The 6,481-nt window shown below is 36.7% G+C and carries 8 protein-coding genes and 1 pseudogene; 2 read left to right on the forward strand and 7 right to left on the reverse strand.

Annotated elements, in window-relative coordinates; genetic code table 11:
• Positions 1–174 precede the first annotated feature (174 nt).
• Complete coding sequence (locus ACIQ7T_RS01720) at positions 175–573, reverse strand: YlaH-like family protein (RefSeq protein WP_370083126.1); 399 nt, start codon at positions 571–573, stop codon at positions 175–177.
• 30 nt (positions 574–603) lie between these two features.
• On the reverse strand, positions 604–2,448 hold the full coding sequence (typA, locus tag ACIQ7T_RS01725) for a translational GTPase TypA (RefSeq protein ID WP_370083128.1): 1,845 nt from the start codon (positions 2,446–2,448) through the stop codon (positions 604–606).
• A gap of 138 nt (positions 2,449–2,586) precedes the next feature.
• Here typA and ACIQ7T_RS01730 point away from each other — a divergent pair, with 138 nt between their 5' ends.
• Positions 2,587–2,772 (forward strand): DUF5325 family protein, encoded by a 186-nt coding sequence (locus ACIQ7T_RS01730; RefSeq protein WP_370083130.1) that lies wholly within the window; start codon positions 2,587–2,589, stop codon positions 2,770–2,772.
• 57 nt (positions 2,773–2,829) lie between these two features.
• Here the strand turns inward: ACIQ7T_RS01730 and ACIQ7T_RS01735 are convergent, their stop codons facing one another.
• Together ACIQ7T_RS01735 and ACIQ7T_RS01740 are read right to left on the reverse strand one after the other, a co-directional pair.
• On the reverse strand, positions 2,830–3,624 hold the full coding sequence (locus ACIQ7T_RS01735; protein WP_370083132.1) for an inositol monophosphatase family protein: 795 nt from the start codon (positions 3,622–3,624) through the stop codon (positions 2,830–2,832).
• A gap of 190 nt (positions 3,625–3,814) precedes the next feature.
• Positions 3,815–4,012, reverse strand: coding sequence for a hypothetical protein (locus ACIQ7T_RS01740; protein ID WP_370083134.1), 198 nt, complete (start codon positions 4,010–4,012; stop codon positions 3,815–3,817).
• A 123-nt stretch (positions 4,013–4,135) separates the two neighbouring features.
• On the opposite strand from ACIQ7T_RS01740, the gene ACIQ7T_RS01745 reads away from it, so the two are divergent.
• Complete coding sequence (locus tag ACIQ7T_RS01745; RefSeq protein ID WP_370083136.1) at positions 4,136–4,762, forward strand: YktB family protein; 627 nt, start codon at positions 4,136–4,138, stop codon at positions 4,760–4,762.
• A gap of 293 nt (positions 4,763–5,055) precedes the next feature.
• On the opposite strand, the gene ACIQ7T_RS01750 is transcribed toward ACIQ7T_RS01745, so the two are convergent.
• The 3 genes and pseudogenes from ACIQ7T_RS01750 to ACIQ7T_RS01760 form a co-directional block, all read right to left on the reverse strand.
• On the reverse strand, positions 5,056–5,343 hold the full coding sequence (locus ACIQ7T_RS01750) for a UPF0223 family protein (protein ID WP_370083138.1): 288 nt from the start codon (positions 5,341–5,343) through the stop codon (positions 5,056–5,058).
• A gap of 20 nt (positions 5,344–5,363) precedes the next feature.
• Positions 5,364–5,735, reverse strand: a pseudogene (locus ACIQ7T_RS01755) (NAD(P)H-dependent flavin oxidoreductase); the annotation flags it as partial.
• A 203-nt stretch (positions 5,736–5,938) separates the two neighbouring features.
• On the reverse strand, positions 5,939–6,481 hold a 543-nt coding region (locus tag ACIQ7T_RS01760), incomplete at its 5' end, for an RNA-guided endonuclease InsQ/TnpB family protein (protein WP_402868265.1).

The raw sequence follows: 6,481 nt of genomic DNA on the forward strand, positions 1-6,481 counted from the left end.
AGAGACACAATCGATTGAAAATGGGTTCCGTAGCCAATCGTTTATATGTAGATGGCTTAAAACGATAAAATTTTTTACTATACCAAATAAAACAGCCTTAGCAAATTAATGCTAAGGCTGTTTTATTACTTAAAAACTCAATACAAGTTTCACGGTATAGGAGCCAAGCTACCCTCATCGATTTGCAGCTTGTTGCTCTTCTCTTTTTTCACGCCACATACGTGTTTTATATACAATCAAAATTAACGCCGCTACGATGAGACCCTCAATCATAGGTAGGAACAACGCGAAAAATGTCAACATAATACATCCTAGGAACAGGAATACATAAATGGCAATATTTTGAGATAGCTTTAACTTCTTTGCAAAGCCTAATTTATAGACAATAGCAGAAAGTACAAATACAAGAAGAAATACAACGTAGCCTGCAATGTCATAGCTCGGTAAATTTTCATATAAAAATCTTGTTATACCAGCCATTCTCTCATAAACCTTTGTTGTTTCCTCTGCATTTGTTGATGCAGCAACTTGAATAACATTTAGTTCACCCAATAAAGCGGACTTTATATCCAAGACTCCTCTTCCTTTCATGTCAGCGGAAAATTATTGTTCTGCGTTACGTAATTTTTTCGCTGCTTTCTCACGTTCGTTTTTATCTAGAATTTGTTTGCGAAGGCGAATAGATTCTGGTGTGATTTCTAAGTACTCGTCATCACCTAAGTATTCAAGCGCTTCTTCTAGTGATAGAATACGTGGCTTTTTAATAACATTCGTTTGGTCTTTGTTTGCTGAACGGATGTTTGTTTTTTGTTTCATTTTTGTGATGTTTACAGTGATATCAGCGTCACGAGTATTTTCTCCAACGATCATACCTTCGTAAATATCTGTACCTGGCTCCAAGAACAGTGTACCACGGTCTTCAATTTGCATCATACCATAAGTTGTTGATTTACCAGTTTCCATTGAAACTAGTACACCTTGGTGACGGCCACCAATTCTTCCTGGTAATAATGGCTGATAGCAATCGAACGTATGGTTGATAATACCGAAACCTTTTGTCATCGACATGAATTCAGTTGTATAACCGATTAATCCACGAGCTGGTACTAAGAACGTTAAACGAACTTGACCACTGCCGTTGTTCACCATATCAAGCATTTCACCTTTACGTGTACCAATTGATTCAATAATTGAACCAACATTTTCTTCAGGCACATCGATTTGAACGCGTTCGAAAGGTTCACATTTCACGCCGTCGATTTCACGCACGATTACTTGTGGTTTTGAAACTTGTAATTCGAAGCCTTCACGACGCATGTTTTCGATAAGGATAGATAAGTGAAGCTCTCCACGACCTGAAACTGTCCAAGCATCTGGAGAATCAGTATCTTCAACACGTAAAGATACGTCTGTTTGTAATTGAGCACGTAAACGCTCTTCTACTTTACGAGAAGTAACCCATTTCCCTTCACGACCTGCGAATGGAGAATTGTTTACTAAGAAAGTCATTTGTAAAGTTGGCTCATCAATACGTAATGGCGTTAGCGCTTCTGGGTGCTCAACAGGGCAAACTGTTTCACCAACGTTGATGTCTTCCATACCTGAAACGGCGATTAAGTCACCAGCTTTTGCTGTCTCAACTTCTTCACGTTTTAAGCCGAAGAAACCAAAGATTTTCGTTACACGGAAGTTTTTCACTGTTCCGTCTAACTTCATAAGAGATACTTGTTGACCTACAGAAATTGTTCCGCGGAATACGCGACCAATACCGATACGTCCAACGAAGTCATTATAGTCAAGTAAAGCTACTTGGAATTGTAATGGCTCTTCTGAGTTATCAATTGGTGCTGGAATAGCTTCGATAATTTTCTTAAATAGACATTTCATATCCGCTTCTTGCTTAGATGGATCAGCGTCTAAAGAAGCTGTACCATTTACACCTGAAGCATAGACAACAGGGAACTCTAATTGATCTTCATCTGCACCTAGTTCAATGAATAATTCAAGTACTTCATCTACTACTTCTAGTGGACGAGCTGAATCTTTGTCTACTTTATTAACAACAACGATTGGTGTTAAACGTTGTTCTAATGCTTTTTTCAACACAAAACGTGTTTGTGGCATACAACCCTCATACGCATCGACAACTAGTACAACGCCATCTACCATTTTTAAAATTCGTTCTACCTCACCACCGAAGTCAGCGTGTCCAGGCGTATCAAGGATGTTGATACGAGTTCCTTCATAGTTTACTGCTGTATTTTTAGCTAAAATCGTAATACCACGTTCGCGTTCAATATCGTTAGAGTCCATTGCACGTTCTTCAACACGTTCGTTTGAACGGAATGTACCTGATTGTTTTAGTAATTGGTCGACTAAAGTAGTTTTACCATGGTCAACGTGGGCGATTATTGCGATATTGCGAAGATCTTGACGTAAGTTTGTCATTATTCCACTCCATATTCTTTTTTCGAATGTTTAACTGTGATATTATAGCACAAGAAGGATAGAAATGTCCTTATTAGAATTTTCCTCATTCTAAAAAATATATTTTATTTACAAATTTTTAATATAGGAGGCTCGGCTATGAATCGTGCAAAATTCGTAATGGCCATTTACGCATTAGCAGCTGTTTTAGCAATGTGTTCTATCGGATATTCAGTGGCAATTGACAGTGTATTAGGTATAATAGCAGGCATTGTTGCTACTTGTGTCATTTTCATGACAGCCTTTAAAATGAAACGTAAACTACGTGAGCAAGGTTTACTTTAATAAGAGTTGATTGCTAATGTAAGAAGGAGCCTGTCTAAAAAATAGACAGCTCCTTTTTTATTCATAAGGCACAATATATTTTTCTAATAACTCTTTGTGTATAGAAGGATTGGCAATAATAAACGTATCCTGATGCAAGAAATCAAAGCCCTCTCCGTGTAAATTAGTGGTAATAGCACCAACTTCCTTGGCGATAATCGTACCTCCAGCTATATCCCACGGCGATAGTCGCATTGATACATAAGCATCTAATTTACCACTGACAACAAACGCTATTTCCATTGCGGCTGAACCATATGACCGCGTTCCACGTATTTTCCGAACCATTTCAATTACTTTTTCATTGTGAATATGTCGATTTGGTGCTACCCAGTGTGCGTTTATACCAATGACCGATTCTTCTATTTTGACTGACTGCAATTTACGTAATGGTGAGTCATTGTACCATGCCCCTTCACCTGCAATAGCATAAAATAAATCTTCACGCATTACATCAAATATGTAACCAAGCTTGCCTACCCCATTAACAAAAATACCGATAGAAATCATAAAATGACGATGTTGTTTCACAAAATTCATCGTGCCATCGATTGGATCAATAATCCATACAACACCATCTAACGACTCAACTTTCTCTCCCATACCCTCTTCCCCTAAAATTTTGTGGGTTGGATCGAAACCTCGTATTTTTTCGATAAAAAATAATTCTGTTTCACGGTCAATATTTGTGACAAGGTCGTTTGCACTTGATTTTGTCTCGATAACTAGATTGTACGAAAAGGCCTCTCGAATACGGCTACCCGCTTCATATATAATACTTTTCGCAAATTGATCAATTTGTTGTAAATCCATAAAAACCCACCCTTCGATTATAAGAAAAGGTCCTATGCTTTTAGCCTACTTAATAAGCAGCACATAATTCTTCCCTGAAAATATAACTTTCCATTATGATATACTGTCTATTTTACCCTTTATAGCAATAAAAATCACCTGCTGTCGGAATATTCAGCAAGTGATTTTTCAAATCGGAATATTATTTTTATTACGCATAGGCGTGCAAGCTTTCAAGTTCCAGCTGAATTTCACCAAGACGTTTTTTACTTTTTTCAATTTCAATTTCATTTTTTTCATTCATTGCCGAGAATAGCGAGGCTAATTCATAATCTAATTCTAATTGCAAAATGTGTTCATATTGCTTTTCAATGTCGACTTTACGTATAATTTTTACGATTGGTTTCATAAAAATCACTTCCTTTTTTTATTTTTTCACAAAACTTGTCACATTCGATAAAATGCTTGTTATAAGATTTTTTCCCATTTTCCTTATAAAATAAACCTTATAAATCGAAAGGAGTTAATAAAAATGCCGAAAATAAAGTGGACTAACAAAGACTTCAATGTTTTTCAAATAGACGGTTTAGAACAGAGAATGGATGCTTTAAATGTATGTGTACGTCCAAAATTCCAATTGCTTGGAGAGGATTTTTCTTCCTTCTTTTCGAGTCATCTCGGAGAAGAATTTTATCCTCATGTTGCGAAGCATGCGCGTAGAACAGTAAATCCCCCAAACGACAGCTGGGTTGCTTTCGCTCCGTACAAAAGAGGTTATAAATCATTACCTCACTTTCAGATTGGACTTTGGAGCACACATTTATTCATCGTCTTAGCTATTATTTATGAAGCTCCACAAAAAAATGTGATGGCAGAACGTTTAATTGCCAACAGAGCAATGCTGCAGCAGCTTCCTGAGGATTTCATTGTCTCTGGGGACCACATGTCTCCAGCAGCCATTTCCATGCAAGATGCAAAGGAAGACAAGCTAGATGAATTACTTATCCGTTTACGTGATGTTAAAAAAGGCGAGTTTTTAGTAGGTCGCCATATTCCAAAAGATCAAGCTGTCAAGCTGTCAGCTAGCCAACTTCATCAATTAACGGAAGAAACCTTTAGCCATTTACTCCCTATTTATAACATCATTGTTGGAAAATAAAGTTTGACGGATTGTGCTTCAAGCTTTGTGACATAATAACTAAAACAATTTTAATGATATTTATATATTGTGGAAAATTTTCGTTATTATTCCTAGCTATTGAAAATTTATTTGAGGAATATTCTTATGGATGAGGGTTTGAGGAAATTATTTATTTTTTCTCTTCTTTTCAAAAAATTGGGATGTTTTATATTGTTTATGTAGTATATGAAATACGCTTATTTTTAACACAGGGATAGTGTAAAGCTAGCAGATAAAAAATGTGGACGTGAGTATTTCTCACGTCCACATTTTTATCGACGTTGCTTCGGGGCAACTTTAATAATCGTGCCATCAGTTCCTTCTTTTGCTTGTTTCACAACAGGGTAACTGACATAGCCACTTGCTTCTTCAAACTCACGGAAAATTGTTTTTTCCTCGGACTGTGAAGGAACAATTTCTTTAAAACGACGATATTTCGTCATCATTACTTCACGCTTAATGCCTTTTTCATAAGCTTGTTCAATTCCTTCAAAAAATTGGACAACATCAACAATTTCCTCAGTTGACCAATCAGTTGAAAATGGATAAGAGTATTCCATTGGACATAACCACCTTTATCTTACTGACACCATTTTACCCGGATACTTTCTGCTTCTGCAAGCATTCGAGTGATTAGCTCCTCGACTGTTGGAATATCGTGGATCATTCCTGTAACTTGTCCAGCCCAGCCAATTCCTTCATCTTTTTCGCCATCATAAATAAAACGTTTATTTGCTTTCCCGCTAATATAATCTTTTAATGCCTCATACGTAGGTGTAGTACGCTCAATTTCTAATATCTTTTCCGTAAATTCACTGCTCAACGCTCTTGCCGGTGCGCCTATAGAGCGTTTTATAACAGTCGTATCTGCCTCGGTGCTTCCGATTAAGGCTTCTTTATAAGCCTCAGAGGCATCAACACATTCCTTTGTCGCTATAAAACGAGTGCCGATACGAAAAACATATACATTTCTTAAAAAATGTAGACATCTCTACTGTGACACAACTTATATCTTCCGACTTTCGTATTTTGTGTCTTCCTTATTCTCTGAGTCTGGTTTCGCCAAAGCTACTGCCATTTAGTATGACTCTCCAAAGGCTTAAATTCCGCAGTATCGTTGCGTACACATCTAAGGTTAAGTGTCAGTTAAATTCCTTAGATTGAGTAATTTGCTAAGTTAATGCTTGCGTTCAAATCTCTATCCAACTTTAATCCACAAGAACAGATAAATAATCTGTCTTTCAATTTCAAATCGGTTTTGATTTGTCCACAACTAGAACAAGTTTTTGATGATGGAAACCATCTGTCGGCTTCAACAAATTCAATTCTGTATTTTTGACATTTGTATTGAATTTGCCGTTTGAATTCATATAGCTTTTGCCCGGCTACCGCCTTCGCCAGATGTTTGTTTTTCATCATACCTTTTACATTTAAATGTTCCATTACAATACGAGATGGTTTGGTTTTCACAATCTCATTAGAACACTGATGTAAATGATTTGTTCGGATGTCGTTAAGTCGCTTATATAAATTACGGATTGCAGTGTGTTGTTTTTGAATATTTTTCATATTCTTTAAAGGTGTTTTATAGATTGGCTTTCGTTTTTTAGTATACTCTTTCGTGTTGGCTTCGAGCTTACGAGCTTGTTTTCGTTGCTCTCGTTTTAACTTTTGCTCTAATCGTTTGACTTCTTTGGT

The organism is Lysinibacillus sp. NPDC096212 (assembly GCF_044763105.1).
Classification (GTDB): domain Bacteria; phylum Bacillota; class Bacilli; order Bacillales_A; family Planococcaceae; genus Lysinibacillus.

What these genes read in the sequence shown, in the direction of transcription:
- ACIQ7T_RS01740 (WP_370083134.1), bottom strand. Translation starts at nt 4,012, where the DNA reads ATGAAACCAATCGTAAAAATTATACGTAAAGTCGACATTGAAAAGCAA.
- ACIQ7T_RS01730 (WP_370083130.1), top strand. Translation starts at nt 2,587, where the DNA reads ATGAATCGTGCAAAATTCGTAATGGCCATTTACGCATTAGCAGCTGTT.
- ACIQ7T_RS01750 (WP_370083138.1), bottom strand. Translation starts at nt 5,343, where the DNA reads ATGGAATACTCTTATCCATTTTCAACTGATTGGTCAACTGAGGAAATT.
- typA (WP_370083128.1), bottom strand. Translation starts at nt 2,448, where the DNA reads ATGACAAACTTACGTCAAGATCTTCGCAATATCGCAATAATCGCCCAC.
- ACIQ7T_RS01745 (WP_370083136.1), top strand. Translation starts at nt 4,136, where the DNA reads ATGCCGAAAATAAAGTGGACTAACAAAGACTTCAATGTTTTTCAAATA.
- ACIQ7T_RS01735 (WP_370083132.1), bottom strand. Translation starts at nt 3,624, where the DNA reads ATGGATTTACAACAAATTGATCAATTTGCGAAAAGTATTATATATGAA.